Origin of the sequence: uncultured Aquimarina sp. (genome assembly GCF_947496855.1) — a bacterium.
Taxonomy (GTDB): domain Bacteria; phylum Bacteroidota; class Bacteroidia; order Flavobacteriales; family Flavobacteriaceae; genus Aquimarina.
In genome coordinates, this window is the sequence record NZ_CANMED010000005.1 from 379,737 (window position 1) to 397,436 (window position 17,700).

The window sequence follows — 17,700 nt, forward strand, 5'->3', positions numbered from 1 at the left end:
AATTAATTCCCATTAGGTTGCGGAGTCATTCTTAAGTAGGGTTTGATCTCTGTATGTCCCTTAGGAAACAATACAGGTATTTCTTCATTACTTACCGAAGGAGATATTACACAATCTTCTCCTTGATTCCAGTTAGCAGGAGTAGCCACCTTATGATATGCCGTTAATTGTAACGAATCTACAACTCTTAACAACTCATCAAAATTTCGTCCAGTAGATGCTGGATATGTAACCGTCAATTTTATTTTCTTATCCGGTCCAATTACAAAAACAGAACGAACCGTCAGTTGGCTATCAGCTTTAGGATGGATCATATCATATAATTCGGACACTTTTCTATCTTCATCAGCAATAATGGGAAAATTGACCGTTGTATCTTGAGTTTCATTAATATCTTTAATCCATCCACGATGTGATTCTAACCCATCAACACTCAATGCGGCAACCTTTACATTTCGCTTGTCAAATTCCTCGGTATACTTTGCTACCGTTCCTAGTTCTGTTGTACAGACAGGCGTATAATCTGCGGGGTGTGAAAACAAAATCCCCCAACTATCTCCCATCCAATTATGAAAATCAATTTCTCCTTCTGTTGTTTGTGCTTTGAAGTTTGGTGCTTCATCTCCCAATCGTAATACTGCCATGATGTTTGTATTTTAAGTTTTAAAAGTTTTCTGTCGCTTATTCTTGTTCTTTCTTCCGAACGGTTCGTTGTTCTATTCTTTTCTCATATCTTTCCCCCTTAAAAATCCTTTGCACAAAAATCCCTGGAATATGCACGTGATCCGGATCTAAGGTTCCAGCAGGAACTAATTCTTCTACTTCTGCTACTGTAATTTTTGCAGCTCCACACATACAAGGATTAAAATTTCTGGCCGTACCTTTAAAAATTAAGTTTCCTGCTTCATCTCCTTTCCAAGCCTTTACAAAAGCAAAATCTGCATCAAAAGCTTTTTCCAATATATACATCTTGCCATTAAACTCTCTGGTCTCTTTTCCTTCAGCTACTTCGGTACCATAACCTGCTGGTGTATAAAATGCAGGGAAGCCTCCTTGAGCCGCCTTACATCGCTCCGCCAAAGTACCTTGTGGAATAAGTTCCACATCCAGTTCTCCACTTAACATCTGACGCTCAAATTCATCATTTTCGCCTACATAAGAAGAAACCATTTTTTTAATCTGTTTTTGCTGAAGTAATAGTCCTAATCCGAAATCATCAACACCCGCATTATTAGAAATACAGGTCAATCCTTTTATATTTTTCTTTACTAATTCTGCAATAGAATTTTCTGGTATTCCGCAAAGCCCAAAACCTCCAAGCATAAAAGTCATGTTGTCTTTTACGCCTTCTGTAGCTTCAACAACTCCACCCACTGTTTTACGAATCATAGTGTTCAATTTTAGCAGATTAAAAGTACTAAAAAAATAGTACTAAAACGTTTGAACACTTATAGTTTTAGAAATATTTAATGATATTTATATAAGATACTAAAAACCAAGTTCGTCATCTACCTTATTCCTTTTTTCATAGATTTCACAATCTAACTCAATAGAAAGGTTTTCAGGTTTTTCAAACTCGGATTTTGAAACATTCAAATTATCATCTCCATAACATTTTTTCATGTAGAGCGCCCAAATAGGAAGTGCCATAGTTGCACCCGCTCCATAAGCAGTAGATTCAAAATGTGTAGATCTATTATCTCCTCCTACCCAAACTCCAGTGCATAGATTAGGAACAATACCCATAAACCATCCATCACTCTGATTTTGGGTTGTTCCGGTTTTTCCTGCAATTGGATTGGTAAACCTATATGGATGACCAGTAACTACATTCTTATAAATATATTGATTAGAAGCCTCTGTTCTCAATCTTTTACCAGATCCAGTTTGCGTAACACCTTCCATCAAATTAAGAGTCACGTATGCAGATTCTTTGCTAATTACGTCTGTTCTTTCAGGAAAATTATCATACAATAGTATTCCATTTTTATCCGTAATATGAGAAATTATGAAAGGTTTGACATATATTCCTTCATTTGCGAAAGTACTATATGCTCCTACCATCTCTGATAACTTAAGGTTTTCAGTTCCCAAAGATATCGATGCTACTGTGTCTATATCCGATTGTATCCCTAATTTTTTAGCCAAATTGATAACTGGTTCCGGCCCGATCCTATCAATCAATCTTGCTGAAATAGTATTAACCGATTCTGCCAATGCATCTTTAAGGGTTACAGAACCTATATAATTCCCATCTGTATTCGTTGGAGTCCAATCTTTTCCTGATACCCCATGCTTTCCGACAGGTATAGTTACTTTTGCTCTTGGTATTTTATAACAAGGTGAATATTTTAATTGATCGATAGCGGTTGCATATACAAATGGTTTAAATGTAGACCCCACTTGCCGCGTTCCCTGATTTACATGATCGTATTTGAAATATTTGTGATTAATACCTCCGATCCAAGCTTTCACTTCTCCAGTTTGAGGGTTCATAGACATCAATCCAGTATGTAAAAACTTTTTGTAATACAAAATAGAATCGCGCGGAGTCATTACCGTATCTTTAACTCCTTTCCAAGAAAACACTTTCATTTTTGTTTTCTCATCAAAAGAAGTTAGAATTTCTTTTTCACTTTTACCCAAATCAAGCATTTTTCTTCTTCTTGAAGAAGTTCTGATGGCACGATCTATAATTTGATCTGTTTGTTTCTTCGAAATATCCCGAAATGGTGAAGCAACATTATTTCTTTCTTGATTATCAAATTCTTTCTGTAGGTTACTCATATGTTCTATAACTGCTTCTTCTGCATATTTTTGCATACGAGAATCGATAGTCACGTAAATTTTTAAACCATCACCATAAATATCATGGTATTCTAATTGGTCTTCTTTGTTTTTCCCCTTAGGCTTTGATTCAATCCATTGTTCCACCCATTGTTTTACTTGCCTTCTAAAATAAGTAGCCTTACCTTCTGAATATCCTTCTGATTTGTAATTAAGCGTTAAAGATGTTTTTTGCAAACTATCTTTTTCTTGAATTGTTAGATACCCATATTTCGCCATCTGGCTTATTACCGTATTCCTTCTATCTTTGGAATTTTTTAATCTATTTTTTGGATTATATATGGTTGCACTTTTTAACATTCCAATAAGCACTGCTGCTTCTTGTATATTTAAATCTTTAGGAGTCTTATTGAAGTAGATTCTTGATGCCGATCCTATACCAATAGCTTGTCTGGCGAAGTCATATTTATTTAAATACATGACTATAATTTCATCTTTTGTATATTGCCTTTCTAAACGAGCAGCAATTACCCATTCCCTTATTTTTTGAGTATATTTGTCCCAATTTTTCGATCGGAGACCTATAAAAAGTAATCTTGCCAATTGTTGTGTGATCGTACTTGCTCCTCCTTTTCTGCCAAGCGAAGAAAACGCTCTCATAGTACCACGTGCATCAACCCCAGAATGCTTATAAAAACGAACATCTTCTGTAGCGATTAAAGCATCGATTAAGTGTTGTGGTAAATCATCATACCTAATTGGAGTTCTATTCTCATTAGGTTTAAAAATAGTTCCTAATTGCTCACCGTCAGAAGATATAATCTGAGCAGCTAAATCATTCTTAGGATTTTCCAATTGCTCGAAGGTTGGCATTTCACCCAAAAAACCCCAGCTAGCCAAAAGAAATAAAAAAATTACAATAGTCAAAACGGCAATGAAACCAATCCAAAAATACCTAACATATTTACGGGTATTGAAATTTACTGGTTGTCTATTGCTTTTTGCTTTAAAAACCGATTGCTCCATTCTACTAGCTCAATGATTATAATCTAAAGACCAAACTCATCTTCTATAGGATCCTCTATTTTTATGTTTTTCTTAAACTCTTTGCAATCCACTTCTATAGTTAGATTCTCTGGTTTTTTAAACCCTTCTTTTGACACTTTAAGTGTTTTATCAGCGTAACACTTTCTCATATATAATGCCCATATTGGCAATGCCATAGTAGCTCCTTGTCCATATCTTACAGAACTAAAGTGAGTAGCACGATCATCTCCTCCTACCCAAACACCAGTACAAAGATTAGGAACTATACCCATAAACCAACCATCACTTTGATTCTGTGTCGTCCCCGTTTTACCAGCAATTGGATTGGTAAATTGGTAAGGGTATCCAGTAATCACATTTTTGTAATCGTATCTATTAGAGGGTCCAGATCTCAGACGTGCTCCAGATCCTGATTGGGTAACTCCTTCTAAAAGGTTTAGAGTTACATAAGCTGCTTCTTTACTAATCACATCCCGTGTTTCTGGTTCAAATTGATACAATGTAGCACCATTTTTATCTTCAACACTAGTAATCATTACTGGTCTATTATAAATACCTTCATTAGCAAAAGTACCATACGCACCTACCATCTCTGATAACTTAAGATCTACAGACCCTAATGCTATAGAAGCCACTTCAATAACTTCTGATTGCACTCCAGATTTCTTAGCTAATCTCACAATAGGTTCTGGCCCAATTCGATCCATTAAACGTGCAGAAATAGTATTTACAGACTTTGCAAGCGCTTCCTTAAGGCTTAAATACCCTGTATACTTAGCATCACTATTCTTTGGAGTCCAATCTTCCATCACACCGTGCGATCCAGCAGGAATTGTAATCTGTGACATGGGTAATGTATCACAAGGAGATAATTTAAGTTGATCTATCGCTGTAGCATATACAAAAGGTTTAAAAGTAGAACCCACCTGACGCGCTCCTTGATAAACATGATCATACTGAAAATGCTTAATGTCGACACCTCCAACCCAAGCCTTAACCTGACCAGTCTGTGGCTCCATCGACATCATTCCTGATCTTAAAAATCTTTTATAGTACAAAATAGAATCTCTAGGAGTCATAATAGTATCTATATACCCTTTCCAGGAAAATATTTTCATCTCAGTTTTAACATCAAAAGATTTCAAAATATCTTTTTCACTTTTATTTTGAGATAACATTATTTTTCTTCTTGCAGAACTCCTGATAGCTCTTTTAACTATTCCTTCGACTTCCTTCTTAGTTAAATCTCTAAAAGGTGTCGTCTTATTTTTCTGTTCCTGTTTATCAAACTCTTTTTGTAAGTTAGACATATGTTCCTGAACAGCTTCTTCAGCATATTTCTGCATTCTTGAATCAATGGTAACATTAATTCTTAAACCATCTCTATAAATATTATAAAACTGAGTATTACCATCTTCATCTTCTCCTTTTGGATTTTTTTTCACCCAATTTCCCATCCAACTTCTTACATACTCTCTAAAATAAGTAGCAATCCCATCAGAATGTCCTTCTGGCGCATAATCCAATTTTAGTGGTAATTGTTGTAAACTATCCTTTTCTTGAGCGGTAATATATTCATATTTTGCCATCTGAAACAAAACAACATCTCGCCTCTTTTTTACCAATTCTGGTCTTCGCAACGGATTAAAAAGCGCAGAATTCTTTAGCATCCCGACTAGCACCGCTGCTTCTTCTTTCTTAAGGTCATTTGGTGTTTTATTAAAATAAATACGAGAGGCAGAACTTATTCCAATCGCCTGATTAAGAAAATCATACTTATTAAGATACATTGCCATGATCTCATCCTTGGTATACTGTCTTTCCAATCGAGTAGCGATTACCCATTCTTTAATTTTTTGGGTATATCGTTGCCATCCTTTTGATCTTGTTCCTGTAAAAAGAAGTTTTGCTAACTGCTGTGTAATGGTACTTGCACCTCCCTTTTTCCCTAAAAAGGCAAAAGCACGTATCGTTCCTCTGGCATCTATACCAGAGTGCTCGTAGTAACGAGCGTCTTCGGTTGCCACTAATGCATTCACCAAATCTGGAGCCAAATCTTCAAAATTAACAGGAGTTCTATTTTCTTTAAAAAAAGTTCCTATTTGTTTGCCATCAGAAGAAATAATCTGAGTTGCCAAATCGTTTTGAGGGTTTTCTAAATCATCAAACCCTGGCATTTCTCCAAAATATCCCCAACTAGCAAAAAGGAAAATTAATATTACCAAAAACATTCCGGATGCAAAAATGATCCAAAACCACTTTATGTACTTAATCACATTTAATTGAGGGGTTTTTGATGTTTTTCTTGTTGATTTTGGTGTTGCTTTAGCCATACTATTTAGGGTTTTCTGCAAATTCTATTCTAAAACCTATATCTGTAATTCCTTCCAAAGAATTTATTCCGAGTGTTTCTCCATTCTTTCTCATTGCGTGTTGAAGTACCACTTTATACTCTCCTTTTTCTACAAAATTTACATTTGCTTTATACCAGAGTTTACTTTCTTTTAGATCCGTAAAACCAACACCGAGCCATTCCCCGTTTGGTTCTGCCATTTCATATTCTAAAGTATCTGTAACTATTTTGCCGTTCGGAAACTCCATTTCGCTAATTAGAAACAAATTACTAAACTTATAGTCGTTCTTGTTTCTTACATTGATGAATAAGTTATATCGCTGTAATGAATCAAGTTCGGGTAAGGTAAAACGTATCTTCTCGTTTTTTTCCCAAGAGCCTGACACTGTTCTATATTCATCAAAAACCCTTGCATCATCACAAGAAACAATACTTACTAACAGAAAAAGTAATGTTAAAAACCTAAGATTTATCATTATTCTTGCGCTGCTGTGGTTTACGTTTTTTATTGCGTTGATTGTTATTTTTCCTATTTGAATTTTTGTTCTCAGTATTTCCTTCTTTTGATTTTTGAGAAGTAGGATTTTGCTTTTCTACAGAAACTTTCTTTTTATTTTTATTCCGATTTTTATTCCTCCTCCTATTGCTTCTTTTTGGCTGATCAAAGCGCGTTAGACTATCCTGTCCTACAACGTTTTCAAATTCAACTTTAGTATCCTCAATAAGCTCTGAAGCAAAATCTTCTAGGCTAGCTACCGCTTCTTTCTTTTTATTTGATTCAATAATCTCATTAGCATGATCGGCAGAAATCTTGTGCCAATTCATCCATTCTCCTTCATAAGCGTACCATAAATACCCTTTGAATATATCAATTTTCTGACATACAGCTGTACCTTTTTCGGTATGGAGCTTAACTTCGGTCTTAGGAAACTCTTTTAAAGCATCAATATAAGCATCTAATTCATAATTAAGACAACATTTTAGTTTACCACATTGACCTGCCAATTTCTGAGGATTTAATGATAATTGCTGATATCTAGCAGCACTGGTGTTCACAGATCTAAAATCGGTGAGCCAAGTAGAACAACATAATTCTCTTCCACAAGAACCTATACCACCTAATCGAGCAGCTTCCTGGCGAAAACCTATCTGACGCATTTCTATTCTGGTACTAAATTCTTGTGCAAATTCTTTAATCAATTGTCTGAAATCAACTCTGTCTTCCGCTGTATAATAAAAAGTACATTTAGAACCATCACCTTGAAACTCTATATCAGAAATTTTCATCTGTAATTTTAGACGAATTGCTATTTCTCTAGAACGAACCTGTATTGCTTGCTCACGATCCCTTGCTTTTTGCCAAATATCAATATCTTTCTGAGAAGCCTTTCTATATATCTTCTTAACCTCTTCGCTATCTACATCTACTTTTTTCTTTTTCATTTGGATACGCACCAATTCTCCTGTAAGTGTAACAATACCTACATCGTGTCCTGGAGAAGCCTCTGTAGCAACAATATCTCCTATGCTTAATGAAAGATTTTCTGCGTTCTTGAAAAAGCTTTTACGTCCGTTTTTAAAACGAATTTCTACACAATGAAAAGGTGCTACACCGCTAGGTAGCGACATATTTGATAACCAATCAAAAACAGTTAATTTATTACAACCATCTGTACCGCACGTACCATTATTCTTACAGCCTTTTGGTTGTCCGTCTTTCCCGGAGGAACAACTACTACACCCCATATTCTCTTGCTATATTGAAATTTGCCTGTGATAAAACACAGCAAACATGATTCTTACTTGGGTCAGGTGTTTTACACATCCGACATCTTAATCGATAAAGATACTATGATTTCTTTTAAAACCATAGTATCTAAATCATTTTAGCATTACTGCTTATATTTTAAGACCTCAGAACGGCCTTTCTTAAAGATTTTATTACTATTTCCTTTACCTTTCCTCAGTGCTTTTTGTTCTTCATAGGGCAAGCTATTAATCTCTTTACATTCTAAAGAACAACAACTATCCATTGCAGTTGCACATTCTTCACATTGAATGAACAAAAGATGACATGCTTCATTTTCGCAATTAACGTGAGTATCACAAGGTTTTCCACATTGGTGACAATTAGAAATAACATCTTTAGAGATTCGTTCAGATCTTCGATGATCAAAAACAAAATTCTTTCCTAGATATTTATTCTCTAACCCTTTTTCTTCTACCTGTCTAGCATATTCTATAATTCCACCTTCTAGTTGAAATACATTTTTAAAACCTTTGTGCTTATAATATGCACTTGCTTTCTCGCATCGAATTCCACCAGTACAATACATCACTAGTTTCTTATCCTCTTTATGCTCTTTTAAATTTTCCTCAATAATATCCAAAGAATCTCTAAAAGTATCAACATCAGGAGTTACTGCTCCCTGAAAATGACCGATCTCACTTTCGTAATGGTTACGCATGTCAACTAATACAGTATCTGGATCTTCAATCAATTGATTAAACTTCTCTGCATCGACATGAACTCCTTTATTTGTAACATCAAAAGTTTTATCATTTAAACCGTCGGCAACAATTTTTTTACGAATCTTCACTTTCAATTTCAGGAAGGATTTAATATCCTGTTCCCTGGCAATATTCAAGCGTACATTTTCCAAAAAAGAAATACTATCTAAATGTTTTTTGAATGCTTCAAAATTTGGTGCAGGAACGGACAGTTGACCATTAATCCCTTCATTAGCAATATATATTCTTCCCAGAACGTCCAGTTCGTCCCAATGTATAAAAAGATGATTTCTGAAAATTTCGGTATTACCGATATGTGCATATTTATAAAAAGAGAGTGTAAGACGGTCCGTACCTGCCTCATCAATAAGAGTAGCTCTCTCCTTTGCACTTAATTTATTGTACAGTTGCATGCTATACTAATTTTTTAAGTTAAAAGATTTTTTTACAAAAGTACAAATCATAGTGTAATATGCAAGAACAGTTCGGTTTTGAATAAAAAAAATGCCTTGAAAACCACTTCAAGGCATTTTTTGGGCTAATTCGTTATTTAATTAATTTACTTAATCTAAAAGACTAAAAATTAAATAACGAAGCTAGCCACCTTCAACCATACAATTACTAATACTAGTAACTGTACAGCCATCAAGGTTGTGTCTTACGACTCTTTTAAGAAATTTCATCTACATCCTCCTTCATCATAGTTTGTTCAAGTTTTGCTTTCTTTAAAGATGCAGTAATAGAAAAAAGGTTGCGTATATTTTTAAAAAAAAATAAACTATTACTCTATTAAGCTAATAATCATTGTTAATAAATTAGTCAGATAAGTATATTTTTTGAAATGGGTTTGCAAAAAACTTGTAGTATTTTAGCCAAAATCAATTACAAAAGAAAGTAAACGCATGAGTACGGATAAAGAAAAAGATGCAAAATTAAAAGCGTTAAAACTAACTTTAGACAAACTAGATAAGTCCTACGGAAAAGGCACCGTGATGAGGATGGGGGATTCTGCAGTTCAAGAAGTAGAAGTAATTTCTACAGGATCACTAGGACTAGATTTAGCTCTTGGTGTAGGAGGATATCCAAGAGGTAGAGTGATCGAGATTTTTGGCCCTGAATCTTCGGGTAAAACCACGCTTACAATTCACGCGATTGCACAAGCACAAAAAGCTGGTGGAATTGCTGCTTTTATAGATGCGGAGCATGCATTTGATCGTTTTTATGCAGAAAAACTAGGCGTAGACATTGATAATCTTATTATTTCTCAACCTGACAATGGAGAACAAGCATTAGAGATTGCCGATAACTTAATCCGATCAGGGGCAATTGATATTATTGTTATTGATTCTGTAGCTGCATTAACTCCAAAAAGTGAGATTGAAGGGGAAATGGGAGATTCTAAAATGGGACTTCACGCACGATTAATGTCTCAAGCTTTAAGGAAATTAACTAGTTCTATTAGCAAAACAAATTGCACGGTTATATTTATTAACCAGCTTCGTGAAAAAATCGGAGTAATGTTTGGTAATCCTGAAACTACTACTGGTGGTAATGCCCTTAAGTTTTATGCTTCTGTGCGTTTGGATATTCGAAGATCTACTCAGATTAAAGATAGTAACAGTGAAGTGCAAGGTAATAAAACTCGTGTAAAAGTTGTGAAAAACAAAGTGGCTCCGCCATTTAGAACAGCAGAGTTTGATATTATGTATGGTCTAGGAATCTCTAAAACAGGAGAAATCATAGACATTGGAGTAGATTATGAAATTGTCAAAAAGAGTGGTTCATGGTTTAGTTATCAAGACACAAAACTAGGTCAAGGAAGAGATTCTGTAAAATCATTACTAAATGACAACCCTGAACTTATGGAAGAATTGGAAGAAAAAATCAAGGAAGCCATAAAAATTGTTAGTGAATAAAGTTACTCTGATAAACAAATACTAAAATCCCGAGCCTTCGGGATTTTTTTATACCTTATATCCAAGTTCTATATAAAAATCGTGCAAAGAAATTTAAAGTTACACAATGTCTCCTAAAAATTATCTTGTGCGAACGCAACCAAACATCAATAATTACATCTATATGATACAATTTGGTATGTAGAACCCCAAAATTATTTTAGTATGAAAAGGATAAGAATAATTGCATTGATTATTTTTTCAAGTTGTTTGACAGGTTGCTTAAATGATGATAATGGAATCATTTTTTCGTATGAAAGAGTTCCCATTGAAGAAGTAGATATTGCAGATCAATTTACAAGAGGTGAAACTTATGACATTACAGTTTCTTATTTTAGACCTTCTGACTGCCACTCTTTTAGCGGATTTGATTATGACCGACTATCAAACGAACGTACAGTTTCTGTAGTTAATGTTGTGGTTAATGATCGTGTGTGTGACGATCTTGAAGAAACAGATTTGATTGACGCTTCAATTAACTTTTTTGTTGGATCAGAAGACTCTTATGTTTTCAGATTTTGGCAAGGCAGAAATGATCAAGGTGAAAATCAATTTTTAATTATAGAAGTTCCTGTTGTAGAATAATGCTTTGATAATATAGTATGAACCAAAACAAAAACTGTTCGTGAGTTTAGACCAACTCATAAAAAAATGTAAGAAACAAGATGCTAAGGCGCAAGAACAGCTGTATAGATTATATGGTAGTAAATTATTTTCTATATGTCTCAAGTATTCTAACAATTATGCAAGTGCTGAAGACACATTGCAGGATGCCTTTATTACAATTTTTGAAAAAATAGAACAGTACAAAAATAAAGGTTCTTTTGAAGGATGGATAAAACGAATTACTATCAATACTGCATTACAAAAATACCGAAAACAAAAAGTTTTTGAAATTATTGGTGAGGATCAGATAGAAGAAGTAGAAGTAGAAATAGATGAGGACAATGTTCCCTTGGATTATCTTCTAGAAATTATTCAGCAATTACCGGATAGATATCGATTGGTATTTAATCTTTATGTATTAGATGGCTATTCTCATAAGGAAATTGCAGAAATGCTTACTATTTCGATAGGGACCTCTAAATCCAATTTGGCACGAGCCAGAAACATTTTGAAAGAAAAAATAGAAACTAATCATGAGCCACGCGTTCAATCAATTGAAGGATGAAGATGAGTGATAAAAAAAATATAGATAGATTATTTCAGGAAAAGTTCAAAAATTTTGAAGTTACACCTGATGATGCTATTTGGAAAAAAATTCAAGATCGGAAAAACAAGGATCGGAAACGAGTAATTCTTATACCGTTTTGGTATCGCATTGCCGGAATTGCTGCACTAGTAGCGGTAATTTTATCTGTTGGATCCGTTTTACTAACAGCGGACAGTACTGAAGACTCTATAGTTGTTACTAAGGACTCGGAAAACACTGATAATTTATCTACTGAAAATCAAAACAGTAACACAATCATTCCTGATGATGGCCTTGTAGACACTCCAAAAAATAAAAAGTCAAACTATAATGATGGAGCTTCAGAAAGCTCCAATGAGAATAACGAAGCTATTACAAATAATTCCTTAAAAAATAATGATAAGAAAGATACTCCTTTTGATATAACTTCAGATCCTAAATCTAAGATTTCAAATACTTATAAAAACCCTTCTGCAAATAAAAATGCTACCAATAAAAAGCTTATAACAACAACAGAGACATCCAATAACGAAGCGATTTTGTCAAATAGAGGTCATCAGAAAAAAGACGACATCCTATTGGAACAAAAAGCGACAACTTTTAATACGGTAACCGAAACACAAAAAGCTAGTGCTTCTGAAATAAATAAAGAGAAAGTTTCTGTTGCAGGTACCGCTATTATTGCTAAAAATGACATAGTAGAAAATAATAATTCTACTAACAATCAATCCGAAAATATCACGGAAAAAGAACACGCATATTTTCAAGATCCTACCAATAAAGAAAATGGCGTTAATGAGTCAATTGTTGACAACCAAGAAACATCTAATAATTTAGGTAAAGAAGAAGTTTCAGATCAAAATCAGGATAGTGGAAAAAAATCAATTTTTGAGGCTATTAAAGAAAAAGAAGAGAAAGAAAAAATCATTGCAGAAACTAAGTCAGGTAAAAGATGGAATATAGTACCAAACGTTGCTCCTGTATATTACGATTCATTTGGTGGATCTTCTATCGATCCGGAATTTTCGGATAATAACAAACAAGGACAAGTTAACCTTAGTTACGGTATTCAGGTTGCTTATTCAATTAATAAAAAATTAAGTGTTCGATCAGGAGTTAATAAGGTTGATGTTGGGTATAACACAGAAGATGTAGGTTTTGGAATTTCTTCTGTAGGTAGAGGAGACAATAACAATAACTTTACAAATACCCAAAGTGTTATTGTATCGGATTTTCAAGCTCCACAAGCTAGCTTTACTCCTTCTCCTCCAGATATTAATGGCGAAGTTTTAGTGAAATCTCAAAATCCTGGACTACTTAATCATAGTATTGGATATATCGAAGTACCACTAGAGCTTAAATATTCGTTAACAGATTCTAAAATTGGAATTCATATGATTGGAGGAGTCAGCACACTCTTCGTAGAAGATGAGGAAGTATCCATCATTGCAGGTAATTTTAGGAATGAAAATGTAGCAAGAGATGAAACTGTAAACGACATTAGTTTTAGCGGAAATATTGGTATAGGATTTGATTATAAATTATCAGATCAATTTAGGATTAATATGGAACCTATTTTTAAATATCAATTTAATGGATTTAAAGAAAGTGCAGAAAATTTTAAACCCTACTATTTCGGTATATACACCGGAATAAGTTTTAAATTTTAAGACAACGAAAAAGAAAAGTGATTAAATGTGTTTTAGGCATTTTAGTTGGTTAGGTTGAATTATTGCTCTAGGGAAGCAATAATGACAAAGCTGTTTCTGGGGAGGAACAGCTTTTGTTTTTTTTAAAACCGATGTGATTTTAATTTTTCCAAAATAACATTACGCGCTGTTATATTTAGTTCTTTCTTCTGTTCTTGTGTCAGCCCTTTAGTTGGAATTTCTTTATGAACAAAAGCTCTCATTTTTCCTGGACTTCCACTAAAAAAAGTATATGAAAATCGCTTCTTATTATCAAGAAATGTTAGTGGTAATATTGGGATCTGATGGTCAATTGCTAATCTAAAAGCTCCATCCTTAAAACCATCCAGTATAACAGATTCGTCATCTGGAACACCCCCTTCTGGAAATATGCAAATACTAGTTCCATCGCGTAATCTGGCTTGCGCTCTATCGAAAACTTCTTTCCTACTTTTTTGACTATTTCTATCGACAAGTATACAAGTTCGTTTGTAAAAAAAACCGAATAACGGAATCTTAGCCAGTTCTTTTTTCCCAACAAATACAAATGGATTCTTTACACAATAAAACATTAACATAATATCAGCCATCGAAGTATGGTTCGCGATAAACATGTAACTTTTATGAGTGTCTACCTTTTCCTCACTTTTTACTTTAGGAACAAAACCACTGCCATACAATACAACCTTAGCCCAGAATCTGGCGACTACAAAAAATTGTGGATACCATTGTTCTCTTGATGTCAATATCAATAGAATAGGAAATAAAATAATAATGGGAATACCCATCATTATATAGAACCAGATACGCCAAAGAAGAATCAATATATTTCTAATGATCAACATAACGGCAAAAATACACAATTGGTTTGAGGTATCTGAACAAAAAAATTACCTTTGCGACAAACTAAAAAATTACTATGGCAAGAATTCTAACAGGAGTCCAAAGTACAGGAACACCTCATTTAGGAAACTTATTAGGAGCTATCATTCCAGCAATTCATATGGCTAATCAGCCAGAGAACGATTCCTTTTTATTTATTGCGGATATGCATTCATTAACACAGATTAAAGATGCTAAAACGTTAAGAGAAAACACTTACTCTACCGCTGCAACCTGGCTGGCTTTTGGTTTGAATATAGAAAAAACAGTTTTTTATCGCCAGAGTGATATACCTCAAGTAACAGAGTTGTCTTGGTATCTTAGCTGTTTCTTTCCATATCAGCGGTTAACGCTAGCGCATTCGTTTAAGGATAAAGCAGATCGATTAGAAGATGTCAATGCGGGATTATTCAGCTATCCAATGCTTATGGCCGCAGATATCTTATTATATGATGCAGAAGTTGTACCGGTGGGAAAAGATCAAGAACAACATATAGAAATGACCCGAAATGTTGCAGAACGTATGCATAATCAAGTTGGAGAACTTTTTGTATTGCCAAAAGCACAATTTCAGAAAGAAACGATGTATGTTCCAGGAACAGATGGGTCTAAAATGAGCAAATCCAAAGGTAATACGATCAACCTCTTTTTACCTGATAAAAAATTACGAAAGGCTATTATGGGTATTCAAACAGACAGCACCCCATTAGAAGAACCTAAAAATCCTGATACTTGTAATGCGTTTGCTCTATATAGATTAGTAGCTACAGAAGAGCAATTATCAGAAATGCGAGGAAATTATTTAGGAGGAAATTATGGTTATGGTCATGCAAAACAAGCGTTGTACGAACTCCTAATTAGTAAATTTTCTAAAGAGCGAGAACGCTATAACTACTATATGGACAACCTAGAAGAAGTAGATAAAGTGCTGGCAATAGGTGCTAAAAAAGCATCAGAAGTTGCAAATAAAGTGCTTTCTAGAGTACGTGAAAAAGTTGGATACTAAATATTATTGATTCATTTTGGAATTAATAATTCTGAAAACAAAACTTAAAAAAATGCAATCTCTTTATAAGTAGATTGCATTTTTTTTTATAATTATTGTTTAGAGTCTCCTCTATATATTTTAATTCAGGTTTCATTCTTCTTAATGCTAGAAGGAATTTGTATATGAGTTCGTTGCGCGTTAAAGAACTAATTTAGTAAATAATCACTTGCCAAAGCAATTAGCTATCGCACAGTGTTAGGCAACTTTTTTATTGTCTTTTTCGTAAGCTCAAGTTCAGGATATTTATTACTTAATTCCAGTAAATTAGAGTGTTTATCTAATAAATACAAGTCAAAAAATTGTAATACTATGTTTGTAGTTACCTCATATGCTTTCCTTGGATGTATTGTTCCTGCTTCATTTATAAATGGTAAATTAATCATTAACGGAATATCCATAAAACTAGAATGTCCAGAATTCAAGATTTTAGCATTGTAAAAATCAGAAGAGCTTCCATTATGATACGCATGTATATTTAAATTTGGGTGTAAGTCATCCCATTCAGACGAAATTAAAGTAAATGGTTTGGTCATTTTTGTATCTATTATTTTTCCCCATTGCATACCATCAACGTTAATTCCAGCTTTTATTCTGCCGTCATCAAGTAATGCTTGACCTGCAGCAGCACCTCCTTGAGAATGACCAAATACACCAATTTTTGTTGTATCAAGATGATGCGCTAAAAAAGTAGATGTATTCCATTTTTTTAATTCATCTATAACCAAAGAAATATCGTTGCTATATCGCTCAGTTAGTTCAGCGCCGTAATAATTTAGAATAAGATTATGAACAGTCTTAAATTGTTCTTCTGGTGTTGTCGCCTTATTATAGTCTTGCATGGCATTCCAAGCCATTTCAGCCATTTCTTGATTATTCTGTTTTCTATCATATTCAGAATTAAAAAGCTTTATTTCCCCATCAGGAAAAAGTGTTCCTGTACTTTCATATGTATGATTTATATTTAATACAATGTACCCATGACTTACAATTTCTTCTATTAAAGCATAATAACCTGAAGCTTGAGAATAACTCCCATGAGAAAAAATTAATACAGGAAATTTACCTATAGCTACAGACGGCTTAATGTATGTATGTGTTTTGACAATATCTAAATAATTAAATATGGTTTTTGGTAATCCATGTTTTACTGCAAAGCTCACTCTGTCGCCTTCATTAAGATAAGATTCTGTTTTCTCATTATCCAGGATAGCAGGATACCACACCTTTATCATCAATTCTCTTTTATCTCCTACATCAGAGGTCATTATTTCGTCTTGGGTTGATTTTAAGTGAATATATTGAGAGCCAATATTGTGTTTTCCAGTAGGTCTAGGTAAGTTAAAAACGGGTAGAATATAGGGTAACGCCCAACCAAATAGCAATAATAAAATTAATGCTATTCCTCTTATAGTTTTTCTAATCCAACCTCCATCAAAAAATGGATATTCTTTATACAAACACCAAACTAAAATTAGAGTTAGTAAGTAAGTAGGAATCATTTGCCATCGGTATCCGTCGATTATTAGGTGTAGCAAAACAAGTCCCGATAGGAAAAACATTATATTTTTCTTTGCTATTTTTTTTAAAAATCCTCGTTTCAAAAATGGTAAAATGGTAATTATAACTAACAAAATAATCTCTAGAGTTCTCATTTTTTTAAAAGTAAAAAGGTTATTTCGCAAGTTTCCTGTTTTTTTTTAGAGATAGAATTTTTATCGTCAAACAACATGTTTAGAGAGCTTTTCTACCCTTTTAAAGCTTCCAAACTACAGTGTTTTAAAAATTAAAACTAAAAAAATAGTTCAAACTAAAAAAATAGTTTAAATTAGCAATCTCAAACTAAAATTTTAGTTTGAATTCTTAAAAAGAAAAGAATGAAACAATTAACGAAAGCAGAAGAAGATATTATGAAAATCCTATGGGGTTTACATGAAGGCAGTGTCCAAGAAGTTCTTGAACAATTACCAGAACCTAAACCTGCATATAATACAGTTTCTACAATTGTAAGAATATTAGAAGATAAAGGCTTTGTTAATTATAGAAAACAAGGAAGAATCCATATTTATATTCCTCTTGTAAAAAAAACAGAGTATAGCAACCAGAGCATCAACAAATTGATTGATGGTTATTTTCAAGGATCTTTTAAGAGCATGGTTTCTTTTTTCATGAAGAAAAACGATATCAGTATAGCTGAGATGGAAGCAGCAATGAGAGAAATAAATAAAGAGGAAGAATAA

At 33.6% G+C, this 17,700-nt stretch carries 15 protein-coding genes; 6 read left to right on the plus strand and 9 right to left on the minus strand.

Annotated features, from left to right (window positions below):
* Window positions 1-2 precede the first annotated feature (2 nt).
* From Q0921_RS16520 to Q0921_RS16550, 7 genes are all read right to left on the minus strand, one after another.
* Window positions 3-644 (minus strand): peroxiredoxin, encoded by a 642-nt coding sequence (locus tag Q0921_RS16520; RefSeq protein WP_299258800.1) that lies wholly within the window; start codon window positions 642-644, stop codon window positions 3-5.
* Between the two features lie 37 nt (window positions 645-681).
* Entirely contained in the window at window positions 682-1,389 is a 708-nt protein-coding gene (locus tag Q0921_RS16525) for a CoA transferase subunit A (protein WP_299258801.1), read from the minus strand.
* Between the two features lie 99 nt (window positions 1,390-1,488).
* Window positions 1,489-3,813 (minus strand): transglycosylase domain-containing protein, encoded by a 2,325-nt coding sequence (locus tag Q0921_RS16530; protein ID WP_299258802.1) that lies wholly within the window; start codon window positions 3,811-3,813, stop codon window positions 1,489-1,491.
* A 23-nt stretch (window positions 3,814-3,836) separates the two neighbouring features.
* Window positions 3,837-6,167, minus strand: a complete 2,331-nt coding sequence (locus Q0921_RS16535; protein WP_299258803.1) for a transglycosylase domain-containing protein — start codon at window positions 6,165-6,167, stop codon at window positions 3,837-3,839.
* A gap of 1 nt (window position 6,168) precedes the next feature.
* Window positions 6,169-6,663, minus strand: a complete 495-nt coding sequence (locus Q0921_RS16540; protein ID WP_299258805.1) for a gliding motility lipoprotein GldH — start codon at window positions 6,661-6,663, stop codon at window positions 6,169-6,171.
* Window positions 6,650-7,933, minus strand: a complete 1,284-nt coding sequence (locus Q0921_RS16545; RefSeq protein WP_299258807.1) for a regulatory iron-sulfur-containing complex subunit RicT — start codon at window positions 7,931-7,933, stop codon at window positions 6,650-6,652. Before Q0921_RS16545 ends, Q0921_RS16540 begins: the two co-directional genes overlap by 14 nt.
* A gap of 146 nt (window positions 7,934-8,079) precedes the next feature.
* Window positions 8,080-9,111, minus strand: coding sequence for a rhodanese-related sulfurtransferase (locus Q0921_RS16550; RefSeq protein WP_299258808.1), 1,032 nt, complete (start codon window positions 9,109-9,111; stop codon window positions 8,080-8,082).
* 489 nt (window positions 9,112-9,600) lie between these two features.
* On the opposite strand from Q0921_RS16550, the gene recA reads away from it, so the two are divergent.
* The 4 genes from recA to Q0921_RS16570 all read left to right on the plus strand — a co-directional run bounded on the left by recA (window position 9,601) and on the right by Q0921_RS16570 (window position 13,515).
* Window positions 9,601-10,614, plus strand: coding sequence for a recombinase RecA (gene recA / locus Q0921_RS16555; protein WP_299258809.1), 1,014 nt, complete (start codon window positions 9,601-9,603; stop codon window positions 10,612-10,614).
* A 204-nt stretch (window positions 10,615-10,818) separates the two neighbouring features.
* The gene (locus tag Q0921_RS16560; RefSeq protein ID WP_299258810.1) at window positions 10,819-11,238 is read left to right on the plus strand and encodes a hypothetical protein; all 420 of its coding nucleotides are present in this window, start codon (window positions 10,819-10,821) and stop codon (window positions 11,236-11,238) included.
* 40 nt (window positions 11,239-11,278) lie between these two features.
* The gene (locus tag Q0921_RS16565) at window positions 11,279-11,824 is read left to right on the plus strand and encodes an RNA polymerase sigma factor (protein WP_299258811.1); all 546 of its coding nucleotides are present in this window, start codon (window positions 11,279-11,281) and stop codon (window positions 11,822-11,824) included.
* Window positions 11,825-11,826: 2 nt separating this feature from the next.
* A complete protein-coding gene (locus Q0921_RS16570; RefSeq protein ID WP_299258812.1) occupies window positions 11,827-13,515 on the plus strand; it encodes a hypothetical protein in 1,689 nt (562 codons plus the stop codon).
* 122 nt (window positions 13,516-13,637) lie between these two features.
* Here Q0921_RS16570 and Q0921_RS16575 read toward each other — a convergent pair whose 3' ends face one another.
* Window positions 13,638-14,378 (minus strand): 1-acyl-sn-glycerol-3-phosphate acyltransferase, encoded by a 741-nt coding sequence (locus Q0921_RS16575; RefSeq protein WP_299258813.1) that lies wholly within the window; start codon window positions 14,376-14,378, stop codon window positions 13,638-13,640.
* Window positions 14,379-14,452: 74 nt separating this feature from the next.
* Between Q0921_RS16575 and trpS the strand changes: the two genes are divergently transcribed.
* Window positions 14,453-15,421: a tryptophan--tRNA ligase gene (gene trpS / locus Q0921_RS16580; RefSeq protein WP_299258814.1), complete on the plus strand. Its 969-nt coding sequence runs from the start codon at window positions 14,453-14,455 to the stop codon at window positions 15,419-15,421.
* Window positions 15,422-15,645: 224 nt separating this feature from the next.
* On the opposite strand, the gene Q0921_RS16585 is transcribed toward trpS, so the two are convergent.
* A complete protein-coding gene (locus Q0921_RS16585) occupies window positions 15,646-17,115 on the minus strand; it encodes a hypothetical protein (protein ID WP_299258816.1) in 1,470 nt (489 codons plus the stop codon).
* A gap of 222 nt (window positions 17,116-17,337) precedes the next feature.
* Between Q0921_RS16585 and Q0921_RS16590 the strand changes: the two genes are divergently transcribed.
* Window positions 17,338-17,700, plus strand: a complete 363-nt coding sequence (locus Q0921_RS16590; protein WP_299258818.1) for a BlaI/MecI/CopY family transcriptional regulator — start codon at window positions 17,338-17,340, stop codon at window positions 17,698-17,700.